The following is a 15,655-nucleotide window of genomic DNA, read 5'->3' on the forward strand; positions in this document are numbered from 1 at the left end:
GCATTTCGAACCGTCAGCCGGTAACCATCATTGCCGAGATCTCGGCTTCGGCGGCCTTTGTGCCCTCCACCATGGCCTCGCAGGCGAATTTGAGCAGGTTGCCGCGCATCTTGATTTTCTTGACGTGGATTTTCAACTGGTCGCCCGGGACGACCGGTTTGCGGAATTTCGCATTATCGATGGTCAGGAAATAGACCAGCGACGGCTTTTCCGTGTTGAGGTTACGGATGCAGATCGCCCCGGCGGTCTGCGCCATGGCCTCGACGATGAGCACGCCCGGCATCACCGGCTGATCCGGGAAATGGCCCTGGAAATGCGGCTCATTGATGGTCACGTTCTTGATGCCGATGGCAGAATCATTGCCGTCGATATCGATGATGCGGTCGATCATCAGGAAGGGATAGCGATGCGGCAAAAGCTTCATCAACCCCAGTATATCGACAGCTTCGAGCGTCGCCGGCACCATCTCAGCTACTTCCCCCTTCGCCCTGCTTGCGCGTCCTGGCAAGCTTCCTCAGCATGGCGATCTCGCGCATGGCTTCCGCCATCGGCTGCGCCGGATAGCCTCCCCAGATCTCGCCCGCCGGCACGTTGCTCATGAACCCGCTTCTTGCAGCAAGCTTGGCCCCTGATCCGATGGTCAAATGATCGGCAAGGCCAACGCCGCCCCCCATGGTGACACCGTCGCCGACGGTGACGGAGCCGGAAATACCAGAGAGCCCGGCAATAATGCAATTGCGGCCGATGCGAACGTTATGGGCGATCTGCACCAGATTGTCGATCTTGGTCCCCTGACCGATGACGGTATCCGACATGGCGCCGCGATCGACGGTCGTGTTCGAGCCGATTTCGACATCGTCCTGAATGATGACGCGGCCGACCTGCGGCACACGCTCGGGCCCTTTGGCGCCGCCGACAAAGCCGAAACCGTCCTGGCCGATCCTGGCGCCGCCATGAATGATGACGCGGTTGCCGATCAGCGCATATTGAACACTGACACCCGGCCCGATGTAGCCGTCACGGCCGATCTGGCAGGAGGGGCCGATAACGGCGTGGGGGGCAATGACCGTTCCGCTGCCGATGGAAGCACGCGGGCCGACGACGGCTCCGGCTTCGATGATTGCGCCTGCCTCGATATGCGCCGAGGCATCGACATGAGCTTGCGGCGAGACCCCGGTTTCGCTGGTCATCGGTCCCGGCGTAGCCGCCGTCGGGAACAGCAGCCGGCCGATCATGGCGAAGGCCTGCTGCGGGCGCGGATGCACCAGAACCGCAATGCCGGCCGGCGCCTTGCCGGCGAACTCGGCGGGACAAAACACGGCCGCCGCCTTGAGCGACTGCATCAGCGCGAAATTGCGCTTGCCGTCGACGAAGACGAGCGCACCCTCGCCGCCTTCGTTCGCTGGCGCCAACGCATCGATCGATATGTGGGCAAGATCGGAATCGACAAGCGATGCGCCGGTCAGATTCGCGACTTCGCCGGCCGTATACCGGCGTGATGGCGCGAAGAACACCGGATCGGTCATTCCAGAAGCAATATCCAGCTAGGTCGGATCAATTCTCTTCCGGACCCCAACGGCCCGGAAGCATCGTTACCGCAAGATCAGAAGCGGCTCGACATGCCGAAGTTGAATTCCTGCACGTCGTCGGTCTTTTCCTTCTTGACGGGCATCGCATAGTCAATGCGGATCGGGCCGAAGGGGGATGACCACAACAAGCCGACACCAACCGAGGCGCGCAGCTTCATATCAACCGAGGCCTGAGTGACGCCGGCGGTGTCGATCTTGCTGCCGTAAAGCGTTGCAGCATCAGCAAACACAGCACCGCGCACGCCAAAGCTTTCCGGAATGACCGGTATCGGGAACTGAGCTTCCGCCGACGCATTGAAATAGGTGGTACCGCCGAGGTGATCACCCGTTGCAGTATCCACAGGGCCGATACCGCCATACTCGAAGCCGCGGATCATGCGGTCGCTGCTCTTGAACTGATCGAAGATGCGCAGGCCATTATCTCCATAGCCCGCGATATGGCCGGCTCCGCCCGAGATCAGGCCGACCAGATCCAGCTGTTCTGACAGGGTCTGATAGACAGTGCCGCGACCAGTAACCTTGACGAATTTGGCATCGCCACCAAGACCGGCCACTTCCACAGTCGTGGTGGCGTAGATGCCTTCATGCGGGCTCTTCATGTCGTCGATGGTGTTGTAGACCAGTCCAAGGCTGACTGAGGACTTGAGCCATGGGCTGTCTTCAACGCCTTCCTGTATTGCCTTTGAGACATCACATTCCAGCGGAGGGCCGGGGTCGATTACGCCGTTTCCGTTCTTATCGCAGTCTTTGTCGAACTTATACTTTTCCTGCGCGATATTGTACGCTAGCTGCGTCGAGATATTGTCGGTGATCGGCAGGCCGAAGCGAACGGTCGCACCCAGCGTCTCGCTCTCGTAGTCCGAATAATTTCGGGTCTGCTGGAAGATGTCGAAGCCGGCGGCGATACGGCGCCCGAGGAAATATGGCTCGGTGAAAGACAGGCTGTAGTCGCGCGAATTCTTGCCGCCACCCGCCGAAACCTTGATGTACTGGCCGCGACCGAGGAAGTTGCGCTCCGCGACCGAACCTTCGACAGACGGACCGGCAGTGTCGCCACCGGTCGAATAACCTGCGCCGACAGAGAACTCGCCGGTCGATTTCTCAACCACGTCAACCACGAGCACGACCTGGTCAGGCTCGGAACCGGGAACAGTCGAGATGTCGACTTTCTCAAAATAATCCAGCGCTTCCAGCCGCTTCTTCGCGCGCTGGATAAGTACCTGGTTGAAGGCGTCGCCTTCGCTGACATCGAATTCGCGACGAATGACATAGTCGCGCGTGCGGTCGTTGCCGCGGATTTCGATGCGCTCGATATAGGCCTTGGTGCCTTGGTCGATCGTATAGACGACCGAAATGGTGTGGTTCTCGAAGTTGCGATCGCCGCGCGGCGTCACCTGGGCGAAGGCATAGCCCGAACCCGCGACCTTTTCGGTCAGCGCGATGATGGTGTCCTCGACATCCTTGGCGTTGTAGACGTCGCCCTTGTGGGTCTGAACCACCGATTCCAGCGCCTTCGAGTCGACTTCGGGAATGGTGCTCTCGACGCTGACGTCGCCGAACGTATAGCGGTCGCCTTCCTGGACGGTGATGGTAACGGTGTACTGGTTGGTCGTGTCGTCGAGCTCGCCGACAGCTGAGACCACCTGGAAGTCGGCATAGCCGTGATTGTAGTAGAAGCGGCGCAGCGATTCCTGGTCGGCGCGCAGCTTGTCCTCGTCATAGACGTCGTCACGCAGCACGAAAGACAGGAAGCTCGAGCGCTTGGTGGCGATGACGTCAGACAGGCGGCGGCTCGAATAGGCGCTGTTGCCGACGAAATTGACGGCGGCGATCTTGGTGCGGCCGCCTTCGTTGATGTTGAAGACCACGTTCACCCGGTTGTCGCCGAGATCCATGATCTGCGTCGTGACAGTGGCGTCATCGCGGCCAATCCGCCTGTAGGCAGCCTTCACCGCCTCGACATCGGAGTCCAGCGTTGCCTGCGAGAACGTCCCGCGCGGCTTCAACTGCACGGCGACTGCCAGCGCATTGTCCTTGAGCTTCTTGTTGCCCTGGAACAGAACCTGGTTGACGACCTGATATTCGGCAACCTTGACCACCAGCGTCGAACCGACCTGATTGATCTGCACGTCCGAGAACAGCCCGGTGCCGAACAGCGCCTTGACCGCATCGTCGATATCGGCGCTGGAAAACGCCTTGCCCGGCTTGATCGTGATGTAGTTGCGGATGGTGTCGGCGTCGACACGCTGGTTGCCGCTGACCTCGACTCTCGAGACAACGGCTGCCTGCGCCGCAGATGTGGCAACGAACTGCACGGCGAGCGCACCTGGTACAACCAGAGCGGCGGACATAGCCACCGCGGACGCGGCGCTCAAAAATTTGGATGCTGCCTTCATCGGGCTTTTGTACCTTTTCTCGAAGTCCCCACGGCGAGAAAACCGGACGTGCGGTAATTTCTCCTACCGTATTAACCGGATTTTCCCTACACGCAAGGCTTCTGGTTAATTTGTAATTACTTAACCCTGATGCGTGGCTTTCGCGTCACGCATACCCCCGTGCATGGTAAACGGCGTCTCAACATTGCCGGTGCTGAAGCCAAATTTCTTCATGATTTCAGCACCCAAACAGATCGTTCCAGAAGACGAAGCCCATAAATCCCAGCACCAGAAAGAGGCCGGCCCGGTATCCCATTTCCATCATCCGCTCCGATACCGGACGCCGGAAAACGGCTTCGAGTGCGTAGAACAGGAGGTGGCCGCCGTCGAGGGGGGGAATCGGCAAAAGGTTCAGAATTCCGATCCCGACCGACAGCCCGGCGACGAGTTGCACCAGCCACAGGAAGCCCAGCTTTGCCGCCTGCCCCGACATCTTGGCGATCTTGATGGGGCCGCCCAGCTGGCATTTGTCTTCGCGGCCGACGACGAATCGCTGCAGGAACTGGCCGGTGCGCTGAATGACGTGCCCCGTCTCCTCGACCGCGGCGCCGACTGCTCCGACAGGGCTGTAGGTGATCAGCCTGGGCTGGCCGACATCCTTGTTGTTGACGACGCCGATGACGGCCACCTTGACCTTGTTGCCCAGCGCGTCCAGCTGCTCCATCGGCTCCGGCGTCGCGACGACGGTGACCTCCTTGCCGTCGCGCAACATGGTGAAGCTGATAGCGTCGCCGCCGCGGCCTGAGACCAGGCGTTGGACGTCGGCGAAGGTCTCAACCTTGCTGCCGTCGACGGCGACGAATCGGTCGCCTGGCAAAATGCCGGCCCTTTCGGCTGGACTGCCGGCGGTGACCGCCGCCACCATCGGCTCAAACACAGGGCGGCCATAGAGGGAAAACAGCACGGCAAAGACGGCAATGGTCAAAAGGAAGTTGAACAGCGGTCCGGCCACCACCGTGGCGGCGCGTTTCCAGATGGGTTGCGTGTGGAAGGCGACCTTGCGTTCAGCGTCAGTCAGCGTTTCCAGATCTTCCGAACTCGGCTGGCTCGACGTGGCGCTCATGTCGCCGACGAATTTGACATAACCGCCGAGCGGTATGGCGCAGAGCTTCCAGCGCGTGCCGTGGCTGTCGTTGAAGCCGAGAAGTTCGGGGCCGAAGCCGATCGAAAAGGCCTTCACGCCAATGCCGCACCAGCGGCCGACCAGGTAATGGCCCATTTCGTGAATGAAGACGACCACGGTCAGCACGAACAGAAACGGCACCAGCGTGCCGAGGACAAAGCCTTCCGTGCTGAAAAACGCGTGAAGAATTTCGTTCAAGTCATGCCCTCAAATTCACCCGCGGCAAAAGGTGTCGCCGCGACTGTGACATCAATCCAGGCGAATCCGTGGCGTGCGCCATTTCTTCGCCGTGAAATATCACTCAAGCCGGAAACAGCCCCTGCGCCGGATGATCGGCGCCCGCCGAAATCCAGCCGATCACGTATAGGGCAAAAGCCGCCGCGACAAGCCCGTCCACCCTGTCCATGACACCGCCATGCCCGGGTATCAACGCGCTTGAATCCTTGCGGCCGTGGCGGCGCTTGACCCAGGATTCGAAGAGATCGCCAGCCTGGGCAACAATCGACAGCACCAGCGCAACCAAGGCGAGGACGCCAAGATTGCCGGCCCCGGCGGCGGCAGCCAGAAGCACGCCGGCGGCCACGCCGCCGACAGCGCCGCCAAGCGCGCCGCTCTGCGTCTTGCCGGGGGAAATAGATGGCGCGAGCTTGGGCCCACCGACGGAGCGGCCGACGAAATAGGCGAAGATGTCGGTCGCCCAGACCACGGCGAACAGAAACAGGATTGCGACCAGGCCGGGATGGTCGCCGCCGCGCAGCAGCGCCAGCGATAAGCCGGACAAAGCCGCGTAGGCAAGACCGGCTGCATCCCATTGCGCCGCTCCACGCATACGGGCGCCGACAGCAGCGACCACAACCATGGCCAGGACAAGAGACAGAAGCCACGATGCCGGCACGCCTGCAACCAGGGCGACGACGAAAACCAGAAGCAGCGCTTCGGGAATGAAGCCGAGGGTCGCACCGGCCAAGGGGCGCGACATGCGCGCCCATTCATAGAAGATGACCGCCGATATCCCGGCGCAAAGCAGGCGGAACCACAGCCCTCCCAACCAGGTCAGGCCAAGCGCTATTGCGGCCAGCACCAGCGCCGAGACGATGCGAAGCTGAAGATTGTTCATCCCGCCGCCGATCACGAGGCAGCGACATCTTGAGCGGCAAGCCCGCCAAAACGGCGCTCGCGGCCAGCAAAATCGCGCAATGCGTCGGCCAGGTGTTCGCGGCTGAAGTCAGGCCAGTAGCAAGGCAGAAAAACCAGTTCGCTGTAGGCTGCCTGCCACAGAAGGAAGTTCGACAGCCGAAGCTCGCCACTGGTGCGGATGACCAGCTCCGGATCGGGAATGCCTGCGGTGTCGAGGGCGCCGGCAAAAGTGTCTGCCGTGATCGCCTCTGCGTCGATCTCGCCGCGCGCCACTGCGGCTGCGAGCTTGCGTGCCGTGCGCACGATCTCGTCGCGCCCGCCATAGTTGAAGGCGATGACCAAGGTCAGCGATTCATTGCGCGCAGTCAGCGATTCGGCCTCTTCGAGCAGGCCCCTGATGTCCGGCTGCAGCCCCGCCCTGTCACCGATGATCCTGACGCGCACGCCGTTCTGGTGCAGTTCGGCCAGATCGCGACGGATGAACAGCTTCAAAAGCCCCATCAGGTCGCTGACTTCGGCCTTGGGCCGCGACCAGTTTTCCGACGAAAAGGCGTAGACGGTCAGGAAGGAAATGCCGAGACCGGGCGCGGCGCGCACCGTCTTGCGCAGCGCTTCGACGCCGGCGCGATGGCCGGCAAGCCGCGGCATGCCGCGCGCCTTGGCCCAGCGTCCGTTTCCATCCATGATGATCGCGACATGCGCGGGCGTTGCCATTGTCTCGCTTTCGGGCCGGTGTGGGCCGACCCTAGACCTGCATGATTTCAGCTTCCTTATCGGAAAGCAGGTGATCGATGGTGCTGATCGTTTCGTCGGTCAGCTTCTGGACCTGATCGGAGCGCTTGCGCTGATCGTCCTCGCTGATGTCGCCGTCCTTTTCCGCCTTCTTCAAGAAGTCCATGCCGTCGCGACGGACATGGCGCACCGCAACGCGGGCGTTCTCGGCGTAGCCATGCGAAATCTTGACCAGTTCCTTGCGGCGCTGCTCGTTGAGCTCGGGCAGCGGAATTCTGAGATTGGTGCCGTCGACGATCGGATTGAAGCCGAGATTGGATTCTCTGATGGCACGGTCGACCGCGCCGACCATCGACTTGTCCCATACCGAAACCGAGATCATGCGCGGCTCCGGCACCGACACGTTCGCCACCTGGTTGATGGGCATGGTGGTGCCGTAGGCCTGGACCTGGATGGCGTCGAGCAGATTGCTGGAGGCACGGCCGGTGCGCAGCGAAGCCAGATCGTGCTTGAAGGCGGCGATCGCGCCATCCATGCGCCGCTTGAGGTCGTCGAACTCACCACTCATCTTAGTCTCCTCGACCCGTTTGATCCGGGTTCAGTGCTTAGGGCCTATATTCGGACCCGCTTTCGAAAACTGATCCCCTTTTTAGGAGAGTATACTCCGGGTCACTCGTCGGCGACGATCGTGCAACGGCCGCCGCCCCGCAGAATATCGCCGAAACCACCTTTTTCGTGGATCGAATAGACGATTATCGGGATGTTGTTTTCGCGCGCAAGTGCAATTGCGGCGGTATCCATGATCGAAAGGCCCTTGTTGATGACTTCGGCATGGCTGATGCGCTCGAAGCGGGTCGCATTCGGATCCTTCTTGGGATCGGCCGAATAGACGCCGTCGACCTGGGTGCCCTTGAACAACGCGTCGGCGCCGATCTCGGCGGCGCGCAAGGCCGCGGCCGAATCGGTGGTGAAGAACGGATTGCCGGTGCCGCCGGCGAAAATGACGACCTTGCCCTGGTTCATATAGGCGGTGGCCTGGCGCTGGGAAAAACTCTCGCAAAGTTCGGGCATGGCGATGGCCGACAGCACGACGGCATCGACGCCGATCTTGTTCAGCGAGGTGCGCAGCGCCAGCGAGTTGATGACGGTGGCCAGCATGCCCATGTGGTCGCCGGTGACGCGGTCGCCGCCCTTGGATGCCACCGCCACGCCGCGAAAGATATTGCCGCCGCCAATGACGACGCCGACCTCGATGCCAAGTGCGCGGGCTTCGGCGATGTCGGCGGCGATTCGGTCGACCACCGAGACATCGATGCCGAAATGCTGCTCGCCCATCAACGCTTCGCCCGACGCTTTCAGCAGGACACGTCGATAGAGGGGCTTTGCCGTCATCTGGACCTCGTCATTGTTGCGTGTGGCAGCCTGGGCAGGCCGCCCTCGCGCGGGCGCCGCCGCTGGCGCGATGCCGAGTTCCGATACACGAAGGGCGCCGCGATGTAACGCCGCGCCCCACGCCCAATTCCCCCATCCCGGCGCGGCCCGTCATTGGCGGGGGATGCTGACGGCGGCGCCCTCGACCAGCCGCGGCGGCGCATAACCCAACGGCTTGTCGCCGGTCACGGCGCCGCCGGTAACCCGGGCTTGTATGTCGGACCCGAAATAGGCGTACGGGAATGGCGGCGGTGTCTTGCTGACCGTATCCAGCCGCGCGCGAAGCTCGGCGGGTAACGTGAAATCCAACGCCGCCAGATTGTCCTGCAACTGCGCCAGCTTGGTGGCGCCAAGAATCACGGTGGCGATGCCCGGTTGCGTTGCCACCCAGTTGAGCGCGACCTGCGCCATGCTGTGTCCGAGTTCGGCGGCCACTTTTTCGAGTTCCGCCACGATCGCCCAGTTGCGCTCGGTGAACTTCTGGAACCCCGGATGAGTGGTGTTGCGAAAGCCGTCGAGCCGGCCGACATGGCCGTCCTGCGCCGGCCGGTACTTGCCGCTGAGCAGCCCGCTGGCCAGCGGGCTCCACACCATGATTCCTGCGCCATGGCGGGTGCCGAAGGGCACGAACTCATTTTCGATCGAACGCTCCGCCAGCGAATATTCAAGCTGCAGGGCCGACACCGGCTCGTAGCCGCGCCACTCGGCGATCGTCTGCGCGCGGGCAGCATACCAGGCCGGCACATCGGACAGGCCGACATGGCGAATTTTGCCCGCACGCACGAGATCATCCATCGTGCGCATGACCTCCTCGGCCGGCGTCAGCCCGTCCCAGACATGCAGGAGGTAGAGGTCGATATAATCAGTGCCCAACCGCTTCAGGGAAGCGTCCACGGCGCGCAAGATGTTCTTGCGGCCATTGCCGCCGGCGTTCGGATTGCCGGGCTCCGCGTTGAAGGTGAATTTCGTGGCGATCACCGCTTTGTCGCGCAAGCCTCGCTCGGCGATGAATTCGCCGAGCCAGGTTTCGGCTGTGCCGCCGGTGTAGAGGTCGGCGGTGTCGAAGAAATTGCCGCCGGCCTCGACATAGGCGTCGACCATGGCGCGCGCGGTTTCCCTCTCCGCGCCCCAACCCCATTCGGTGCCAAAGGTCATGGTGCCCAGTGCCAGCCGGCTGACGCGCAGGCCGCTGTTGCCCAGTGTGTAATAGCTCATGGTCATGGTGTTTTTCCTATCCTGACTTTATTGACGCCGGCTCACTGGCCAGGCGTCATCTTGACCCAGGGATTGCCGCGCTCATGCGTGGCGCGGAAAATGAAGCCGTCGACTTTCCAGCCGGTCCCGGAGCGAACCAGATGGTGCTCGTAGGTGCCCCAGACTTCCCACAGCGGGTCGCCATTGCCTTCCATCCGGTTCCAGGCATAGCCGTTCGAAGAGACGGTCGCCGCGTCCGCCTCAAAGATCACCTGGTGATTGGTGCGCAGATGCAGGCTGGTCTTGCTGCCCCCGAGGTTGCCGGCCCAGGTACCGATCAGATCGTCGGAGGGGATGGTGGCGGCAGGCTGTCCTGACAGGCTGCTGAAGTCGACGGTGACACGGTCGGCGAAATAGGAGCGGGCAAGCTTCCAGTCCTGTGCATCCACGGCACGGTCGATGGCATCGGCGATGCGGATCACGGCGCGTTCGTCGGCGAGCGCGCGCCAATCGGACAGCTCGGCGCCGCCGGCATCGACCGGCGCCAGAGCAAGGCCTGCGGCGAAGGTAGCGTGTTTCAAGGCATTCATGTCTTTTCTCCTTTGTGCATCGGTGACGACAATATGGGTCAGCCTGTCGGCATGGAAAAGATTGAAGTGTTCGCAAGGACTATGCGATATCATGCATGAATGGACCGGGATCTGCTCAGTCATTTGCCTGTCATCGTCGCCGTTGCCCGACGCGGCGGCTTTGCGCTTGCTGCGGCCGACCTGGGCATGTCCCCATCCGCCGTCAGCCATGCGGTGCGCCTCGTGGAGGAGCGGATCGGCCAGCCGCTGTTTGCGCGCACCACGCGCAGCGTCTCGCTGACGGAAGCCGGCAAGGCGCTGGTGGACACGGCGGCCCCTGCCCTCCAGGATATCGCCGACCGGATGGACCGCATCCGCGCCATCAAGGGCCGGCCCTCCGGCTTGCTCAGGTTGAACGTTCCCAACATCGCCGTTCCACTTGCCGTCACTCCCGTGGTCGCCGCGATGGCTGAACGCTATCCTGATGTGACCATCGAATTGCTCACCGACCAGGGGCTGGTGGACATTGTCGGCGAGGGTTTTGATGCCGGCATCCGGCTGGGCGAGATGATCGCACAGGACATGGTCACGGTCCGGCTGACGCCGCCATTCAACGCCGTGATCGTCGCCTCCCCCGCCTATGTCGGCCGGCATGGCCGTCCGCGCGGTGTGACGGATCTTTCGGACCACAATTGCGTCGGCTACCGGCTTGTGCGCTCCGGCGCACTCTATCGCTGGGACCTGACTGAGGACGGCAAGGATGTCGTGGCCGAGACGAAGGGTACGGTCATCGTCACCGATTCGCTGGCCGCGATCGACCTTGCGCTTGCCGGCGTCGGGCTGACCTATGTGTTCGAGCCGCTGGTGCGCGCGGAATTGGCCGCCGGCCGCCTCGTTCAGATCCTGCCGCAAACGGCGATCGAGGAGCCCGGCCTCTTCCTTTACTTCCCGCGCAGGGCGTCGACGGCGCCAAAGCTCAGGGCCTTCATCGACACCGCACAAGAAATCGGCCGAGCATCCTTGCGGACACCCGGCCGAGTTGCCTGAGCTGAGAAGCCCTTTTCGGGGCTATTTTTAAAACTACTTCTTCACCGCCGCCGCGACTTCCGCCGCGAAATCGGTCTCTTCCTTTTCGATGCCTTCGCCCAGCGCAAAGCGCAGATAGGCGGAGATCTTGGCCGGAGCGCCGATGTCCTTCTCGGCATCCTTCAGCACCTGCTCGACAGTGATGTCGGGATTGAGCACGAAGGCCTGCTTGAGGAGCACGACTTCCTCGTAGAACTTGCGCAGGCGGCCTTCGACCATCTTTTCGATGATCGCTTCCGGCTTGCCGGACTGGCGCGCCTGGTCGGCGAAGATCGCCTTCTCGCGCTCGACCGCTGCCGGATCGATCTGCTCGGCGGTCAACGCCAGCGGGTTGGTGGCGGCGACATGCATGGCGACCTGGCGGCCAAAGGCGTTGGCGGCATGCTCATTGCCCGTCGTCTCGATCGCGACCAGAACGCCGAGCTTGCCAAGACCATCGGCAACCGCATTGTGGACGTAGGTTGCGACAGCACCGTGCGGGACGGTGAGCTTGGCCGAACGGCGGAAGCTCATGTTCTCGCCAATGGTGCCAACGGCGTCCTTGATGGTGTCAGTGACCGACTTGTTCGAACCCGGATACTTTGCGGCAGAGACAGCCTCCGTCGTGCCATAAGCAAGCGCGACCTTGGCGACATTGCGAACGATCTCCTGGAACTGCTCGTTGCGGGCCACGAAATCGGTCTCGGAGTTAACCTCGACGATGGCGGCCTCGCGGACGCCGGAGTCGACGCCGATCAGGCCTTCGGCGGCAGTACGGCCAGCCTTCTTGTCGGCCTTGGAAATGCCCTTCTTGCGCAGCCAGTCGACGGCCTCTTCGATGTTGCCGTTGGTCTCGGTCAACGCCGCCTTGCAGTCCATCATGCCCGCGCCGGTCAAGTCGCGGAGTTCTTTGACCTGTGCAGCCGAAATGCTCATTGTCGCCTCTTTGTTTTAAATGCACCGACGCACCACCGGTACTCGGTGATGCGTCCGTCTAGCGTGCCAAATATGAGAATGATGAAGGCCGCAACCGGCCTTCGATTGTCAAGCTTCCGGAGCGTCCGCAGCCGGGGCCGGAGCCGGATCAAGCGCCGGTTCGACCGGAGCTTCGACCGAGGCGCCGATGTCGACGCCGAGCGCGCCCTGCTGGCGGGCGATGCCGTCGATGGCAGCCTTGGCGATCAGGTCGCAATAGAGCTGGATGGCGCGCGCCGCGTCGTCATTACCGGGGATCGGGAAGTCGATCTTGTCCGGATCGCAGTTCGAATCGATGATGGCAACGACCGGAATGCCGAGGCGCTTGGCCTCGAGAATGGCGATCGCTTCCTTGTTGGTGTCGATGACGAACATCAGGTCGGGCGTCGAGCCCATGTCCTTGATACCGCCGAGCGCCTTGTCGAGCTTCTCGCGCTCGCGGTCGAGGTTCAGGCGTTCCTTCTTGGTCAGGCCCTGGGCTTCGCCGGCCAGCATCTCGTCGAGCTTGCGCAGGCGCTGGATCGAATTCGAGATCGTCTTCCAGTTGGTCAGCATGCCGCCGAGCCAACGCGAGTTGACATAGTATTGGGCCGAACGCTGTGCGGCGTCGGCGACGATGTCGGACGCTTGGCGCTTGGTGCCGACGAACAGCACGCGGCCGCCCTTGGCAACGGTGTCGGAAACCTGCTTCAGAGCCTGGTGCAGCAAAGGCACCGTCTGCGACAGGTCGATGATGTGGATGTTGTTGCGGGCGCCGTAGATGTAAGGCGCCATCTTCGGGTTCCAGCGGTGGGTCTGGTGGCCGAAGTGAATGCCAGCTTCCAAAAGCTGGCGCATGCTGAAATCAGGCAGTGCCATTCTTAGTTCCTTTTCCGGTTAGCCTCCACGGACACAGGCATTTTTGGACTTTGTCCTCGAACGCCACCGGAGGTTTCAGCCGGATTTCTCCCGGGCAGACACCAAAGTCCGTGTGTGGAATGAGCGCGCATATAGAGGGGAAGCGCTGCAAACGCAAGCGGTGAGGTGCTTCATCGCTCAGCGTGCGGCAATCAGCGCTCCGGTGCCGATCATGGCGCTGCCGGCGAACCGGTTAATCAGCCGCATGCGTTCGGGCGTCCTGAGCCAGCCGGATGCCCTGCCCGCCAGCGCGGCGTAGATGCCAATGGTGAGAATATTGGCGCCGACGACGACTGCCACCACCAGCAGGCCGTCGGCAAACGTCATGGTGTCGAGGTTGAGGATCAGCGGCATGATCGAGGCGTGGAACAGGATCGCCTTCGGGTTGCCGAGCGCCACGGAGGCGCCAAGCAGGAACGACCGCGACAATCCGGTTTGGGGGATTCCTTGCGCGGCCGATTGCGCGGCCGCGGCCCGCCACATCTTGATGCCGAGGAAAATCAGGTAGGCCGCACCGGCGTATTTCAACAGGAGAAACACCCATTCGAAGGTCTGGGCCAGCGCCACCAGCCCGAGCAGTGCCAGGGTGACCAGCACGGCATCGCCGGCGGCAATGCCCATTCCGGCGACGAACGCACGCAGGAAGCCGCGTGCCACGCCGTTGGTGATCACCGTGAACATCGCCGGTCCCGGCGTGGCGGCGGCAAGTGTGATGGCAAGGCAATAAGCCAGGAATGCCGTTAGGGTCACGATCGGCCCTTTCCGTTGGGTACCCGTACGCGCCTGAAGATCGCAACGATCTCCTCGCGGCTGCATTCGATGGCGCCGAGCCGCACCGCCCGGTCGCGCTCGAAGCCGGTTATGTCATAGTGCGGCGCCGATGTCCTGGGCGGCCCCTGGTAGGACGAACGCTTGACACCAAGCTCGGCGGCGAAACGATGCAGTTCGTCCGTATCGTCGGCCATCAGGTGGCACCAGCGATGGCCGGCCCATTTCCAGATCGCCGCATCGACATAGACCGCCATCGGGAACTGCCATCAAGCCTGCCGTGGCCAGCGCCGCATTGTTGCTATTTCGAGACCGGGCAAGGCTTGGTCTGATCGAACAGCGACAGGTTGACCAGCTTTCCGGTCATCGAGAACTCACCATAGTCCATTGTGAGGTCGCGGGTGATGCCGTTCTCGTGCAGCTTGAAGCTGATGCGGTATTCCGGCACCTCTTCGCCCGATTTGTCGGTCTCGTCGAAATAGGCGATGTCGACCGGCCAGTATTTGTCGCCGGCAAGCTTGGCCAGCGCCGGCGCTTCGGGGTCGGCCTTGTCGCCCTCGGCCTTCTTGCCGACGATGACGGTGGTGGTCATCACCTTGTTGGCATCCTCCGAACCGTCGAACAGGCTGGTTTCGTAGAAATTCTCGCCCTTCTCGGCCTTGCCGATCAGTTCGACCAGATGCTGGGTCGGGAACTGGGTGGCGGCGAGTTCCAGGCTGCTCTTCTCGGGCTTGTCGATGTCGACCTTGAGGCCCTTGGTCTCTTTCGTGGCGGTGCCCTTGACCTCCTTGTCTAGGTTCTGGTCGACGAAGGATTTGGTCACGAACGAGAAGGTCTTGCCTTCGGCGTCCTCGAACGTGGTCGTCTGCTGGTCGGTCAGCCTGGTGTTGTCGCCGGTGGCGATCTGGGTGACGAAACGGAATTTTACCGTATAGCCCTCGCAGGGCGAGCCGTTGAACTCATAGACCATGCGGCCGGAAATGCCGGTGATGCCCGAGCGGTCCGACGCCTTGTCGAGGGTAAGATCGTAGACGGCGCGATGCGCCTGCAGCGCCGGCACGGCAAAGGCTGGAGCCATCGAGAACAGCACCGGAACGAGAACGGCGTGGAAGGCAAGGCGCGTTGCGCGCATAAGGGGCTCCGATCGTCGCAGCTGATGGCAGGCCGCAGGTAAAGATGGTCCAGCTTAAAAAAAGTCGTGGCGGAAGCGAGGCAAAAATAGCAATTTCGGCCCGGCCAGCGCGGCGTCTCCAAGCAATAGGGAAATACGATGAGTGAAACAATCGAAAAGCGGCTAAGCGATCTCGGCGTGACGATACCTGCCGCCGCAGCGCCCGCCGCGAACTATGTGCCCTATTGCAGGTCCGGCAATCTTTTGTTCACCGCCGGGCAGTTGCCGCTCAAGGACGGCAAGCTGCAGGCAAGCGGCCTGCTCGGCCGCGACGTCGATACCGCAACCGGCAAGGAAGGCGCAAAGTACTGCGCAATCAATGTCTTGGCCCAGGCAAAAGCAGCACTTGGCGATCTCGAAAAAATCCAGCGGCTGGTCAAGATCACCGTCTTTGTTGCATCAGTGCCGGATTTCGTCGAGCAGCATCTGGTCGCCAACGGCGCCTCCGATTTCCTGGTCGCAGCCCTTGGCGAGCGCGGCAAGCATGCCCGCTCCGCCGTCGGCACCGCCTGTCTGCCGCTTAATGCCGCAGTGGAAATCGAAGCCGTCTTCGAGGTCGCATGAGCAGG

17 protein-coding genes are annotated in these 15,655 nt (G+C 62.2%); 2 read left to right on the forward strand and 15 right to left on the reverse strand.

From position 1 onward, the window contains the following. Nucleotides 1-13 precede the first annotated feature (13 nt). The 10 genes from fabZ to NKJ58_RS02605 all read right to left on the reverse strand — a co-directional run bounded on the left by fabZ (nt 14) and on the right by NKJ58_RS02605 (nt 10,231). Nucleotides 14-466 (reverse strand): 3-hydroxyacyl-ACP dehydratase FabZ, encoded by a 453-nt coding sequence (fabZ, locus tag NKJ58_RS02560; protein WP_023671033.1) that lies wholly within the window; start codon nt 464-466, stop codon nt 14-16. A 1-nt stretch (nt 467) separates the two neighbouring features. Then, nucleotides 468-1,526 carry a UDP-3-O-(3-hydroxymyristoyl)glucosamine N-acyltransferase gene (gene lpxD / locus NKJ58_RS02565; protein WP_352758275.1) on the reverse strand — a complete coding sequence of 353 codons (1,059 nt, stop codon included), beginning with the start codon at nt 1,524-1,526 and terminating at the stop codon, nt 468-470. Between the two features lie 77 nt (nt 1,527-1,603). Beyond that, on the reverse strand, nt 1,604-3,985 hold the full coding sequence (gene bamA / locus NKJ58_RS02570) for an outer membrane protein assembly factor BamA (RefSeq protein WP_352758276.1): 2,382 nt from the start codon (nt 3,983-3,985) through the stop codon (nt 1,604-1,606). Nucleotides 3,986-4,202: 217 nt separating this feature from the next. After that, nucleotides 4,203-5,345 carry an RIP metalloprotease RseP gene (gene rseP / locus NKJ58_RS02575; protein ID WP_023754870.1) on the reverse strand — a complete coding sequence of 381 codons (1,143 nt, stop codon included), beginning with the start codon at nt 5,343-5,345 and terminating at the stop codon, nt 4,203-4,205. Nucleotides 5,346-5,448: 103 nt separating this feature from the next. Continuing rightward, on the reverse strand, nt 5,449-6,264 hold the full coding sequence (locus NKJ58_RS02580; protein WP_023696555.1) for a phosphatidate cytidylyltransferase: 816 nt from the start codon (nt 6,262-6,264) through the stop codon (nt 5,449-5,451). An 11-nt stretch (nt 6,265-6,275) separates the two neighbouring features. Further along, complete coding sequence (locus NKJ58_RS02585; protein ID WP_023748403.1) at nt 6,276-6,998, reverse strand: isoprenyl transferase; 723 nt, start codon at nt 6,996-6,998, stop codon at nt 6,276-6,278. Between the two features lie 31 nt (nt 6,999-7,029). After that, nucleotides 7,030-7,584, reverse strand: a complete 555-nt coding sequence (frr, locus tag NKJ58_RS02590; protein WP_023671027.1) for a ribosome recycling factor — start codon at nt 7,582-7,584, stop codon at nt 7,030-7,032. A gap of 101 nt (nt 7,585-7,685) precedes the next feature. Continuing rightward, nucleotides 7,686-8,408, reverse strand: coding sequence for a UMP kinase (gene pyrH / locus NKJ58_RS02595; RefSeq protein ID WP_023671026.1), 723 nt, complete (start codon nt 8,406-8,408; stop codon nt 7,686-7,688). 150 nt (nt 8,409-8,558) lie between these two features. Beyond that, nucleotides 8,559-9,668 (reverse strand): aldo/keto reductase, encoded by a 1,110-nt coding sequence (locus tag NKJ58_RS02600; RefSeq protein WP_352852764.1) that lies wholly within the window; start codon nt 9,666-9,668, stop codon nt 8,559-8,561. A 35-nt stretch (nt 9,669-9,703) separates the two neighbouring features. Then, nucleotides 9,704-10,231, reverse strand: a complete 528-nt coding sequence (locus tag NKJ58_RS02605) for a nuclear transport factor 2 family protein (RefSeq protein WP_352462297.1) — start codon at nt 10,229-10,231, stop codon at nt 9,704-9,706. A gap of 99 nt (nt 10,232-10,330) precedes the next feature. Between NKJ58_RS02605 and NKJ58_RS02610 the strand changes: the two genes are divergently transcribed. Continuing rightward, a complete protein-coding gene (locus tag NKJ58_RS02610) occupies nt 10,331-11,257 on the forward strand; it encodes a LysR family transcriptional regulator (RefSeq protein WP_352758278.1) in 927 nt (308 codons plus the stop codon). 33 nt (nt 11,258-11,290) lie between these two features. Here the strand turns inward: NKJ58_RS02610 and tsf are convergent, their stop codons facing one another. The 5 genes from tsf to NKJ58_RS02635 form a co-directional block, all read right to left on the reverse strand. After that, the gene (gene tsf / locus NKJ58_RS02615) at nt 11,291-12,211 is read right to left on the reverse strand and encodes a translation elongation factor Ts (protein ID WP_352852765.1); all 921 of its coding nucleotides are present in this window, start codon (nt 12,209-12,211) and stop codon (nt 11,291-11,293) included. A gap of 108 nt (nt 12,212-12,319) precedes the next feature. Further along, a complete protein-coding gene (gene rpsB, locus NKJ58_RS02620; protein WP_023671022.1) occupies nt 12,320-13,108 on the reverse strand; it encodes a 30S ribosomal protein S2 in 789 nt (262 codons plus the stop codon). Nucleotides 13,109-13,285: 177 nt separating this feature from the next. Further along, complete coding sequence (locus NKJ58_RS02625; RefSeq protein ID WP_023706228.1) at nt 13,286-13,897, reverse strand: LysE family translocator; 612 nt, start codon at nt 13,895-13,897, stop codon at nt 13,286-13,288. Further along, entirely contained in the window at nt 13,894-14,172 is a 279-nt protein-coding gene (locus NKJ58_RS02630) for a DUF4031 domain-containing protein (protein WP_023671020.1), read from the reverse strand. Before NKJ58_RS02630 ends, NKJ58_RS02625 begins: the two co-directional genes overlap by 4 nt. 44 nt (nt 14,173-14,216) lie before the next feature. Beyond that, nucleotides 14,217-15,047 (reverse strand): cell envelope integrity EipB family protein, encoded by an 831-nt coding sequence (locus NKJ58_RS02635; protein WP_023684687.1) that lies wholly within the window; start codon nt 15,045-15,047, stop codon nt 14,217-14,219. 138 nt (nt 15,048-15,185) lie between these two features. Between NKJ58_RS02635 and NKJ58_RS02640 the strand changes: the two genes are divergently transcribed. After that, nucleotides 15,186-15,650, forward strand: coding sequence for a RidA family protein (locus NKJ58_RS02640; protein ID WP_023684686.1), 465 nt, complete (start codon nt 15,186-15,188; stop codon nt 15,648-15,650). Nucleotides 15,651-15,655 lie beyond the last annotated feature (5 nt).

Source organism: Mesorhizobium sp. M0139, from assembly GCF_040322455.1.
Lineage (GTDB): Bacteria > Pseudomonadota > Alphaproteobacteria > Rhizobiales > Rhizobiaceae > Mesorhizobium.

Bases quoted from the DNA above. Each gene is read 5' to 3' on its own strand.
- lpxD (WP_352758275.1), bottom strand. From the start codon at position 1,526: ATGACCGATCCGGTGTTCTTCGCGCCATCACGCCGGTATACGGCCGGC.
- frr (WP_023671027.1), bottom strand. From the start codon at position 7,584: ATGAGTGGTGAGTTCGACGACCTCAAGCGGCGCATGGATGGCGCGATC.
- NKJ58_RS02605 (WP_352462297.1), bottom strand. From the start codon at position 10,231: ATGAATGCCTTGAAACACGCTACCTTCGCCGCAGGCCTTGCTCTGGCG.
- NKJ58_RS02610 (WP_352758278.1), top strand. From the start codon at position 10,331: ATGGACCGGGATCTGCTCAGTCATTTGCCTGTCATCGTCGCCGTTGCC.
- pyrH (WP_023671026.1), bottom strand. From the start codon at position 8,408: ATGACGGCAAAGCCCCTCTATCGACGTGTCCTGCTGAAAGCGTCGGGC.
- bamA (WP_352758276.1), bottom strand. From the start codon at position 3,985: ATGAAGGCAGCATCCAAATTTTTGAGCGCCGCGTCCGCGGTGGCTATG.
- NKJ58_RS02630 (WP_023671020.1), bottom strand. From the start codon at position 14,172: ATGGCGGTCTATGTCGATGCGGCGATCTGGAAATGGGCCGGCCATCGC.
- NKJ58_RS02580 (WP_023696555.1), bottom strand. From the start codon at position 6,264: ATGAACAATCTTCAGCTTCGCATCGTCTCGGCGCTGGTGCTGGCCGCA.
- NKJ58_RS02600 (WP_352852764.1), bottom strand. From the start codon at position 9,668: ATGACCATGAGCTATTACACACTGGGCAACAGCGGCCTGCGCGTCAGC.
- NKJ58_RS02635 (WP_023684687.1), bottom strand. From the start codon at position 15,047: ATGCGCGCAACGCGCCTTGCCTTCCACGCCGTTCTCGTTCCGGTGCTG.
- NKJ58_RS02640 (WP_023684686.1), top strand. From the start codon at position 15,186: ATGAGTGAAACAATCGAAAAGCGGCTAAGCGATCTCGGCGTGACGATA.
- fabZ (WP_023671033.1), bottom strand. From the start codon at position 466: ATGGTGCCGGCGACGCTCGAAGCTGTCGATATACTGGGGTTGATGAAG.
- NKJ58_RS02585 (WP_023748403.1), bottom strand. From the start codon at position 6,998: ATGGCAACGCCCGCGCATGTCGCGATCATCATGGATGGAAACGGACGC.
- rpsB (WP_023671022.1), bottom strand. From the start codon at position 13,108: ATGGCACTGCCTGATTTCAGCATGCGCCAGCTTTTGGAAGCTGGCATT.
- tsf (WP_352852765.1), bottom strand. From the start codon at position 12,211: ATGAGCATTTCGGCTGCACAGGTCAAAGAACTCCGCGACTTGACCGGC.